This window comes from Bradyrhizobium sp. Ce-3, from assembly GCF_022835695.1.
Classification (GTDB): domain Bacteria; phylum Pseudomonadota; class Alphaproteobacteria; order Rhizobiales; family Xanthobacteraceae; genus Bradyrhizobium.
In genome coordinates, this window is sequence record NZ_BQUV01000030.1 from 1 (window position 1) to 405 (window position 405).

The 405-nt window shown below is 50.9% G+C and carries 1 protein-coding gene; it reads right to left on the bottom strand.

What is annotated here, in order from left to right; translation table 11 throughout:
• Positions 1-22: 22 nt before the first annotated feature.
• On the bottom strand, positions 23-405 hold a 383-nt coding region (locus BRSPCE3_RS35685), incomplete at its 5' end, for a bifunctional nuclease family protein (RefSeq protein ID WP_244071795.1).

Sequence of the window (405 nt, forward strand, 5' to 3'; positions counted from 1 at the left end):
GTCCGAAGGCGGAAGGGGAAAATCAGAACTTGACGGTGCGTATGATCATTTCAAATTCTTGAATTTCTGCCTGGGACAATTCGCGCCGCATCAGGCTGCGGCTCACCCAGATGGGGCAGTTTTCATGGAGAGCAAGGGCCACGGCATCACTGGGCCGGCTGTCGAAGATCTCCATGTCATCCCCCACCTTTACATAGACCTTGGCATAGTATGTGTTTTCCTGCATGGAAAAGATTTCGGTATGATCGAAGACGACGCCGGTTTTTTTCAAGATGGAGAGGTAAAGCTCATGGGTGAGGGGGCGTTTGGGGTCCACCAGTCCCTTTTCCTTGGCGATAGCGGTAACTTCGGCATCTCCCACAAACATGAGGAAATAATTGGGATCGTCCTCTGACTCTTTTAAGA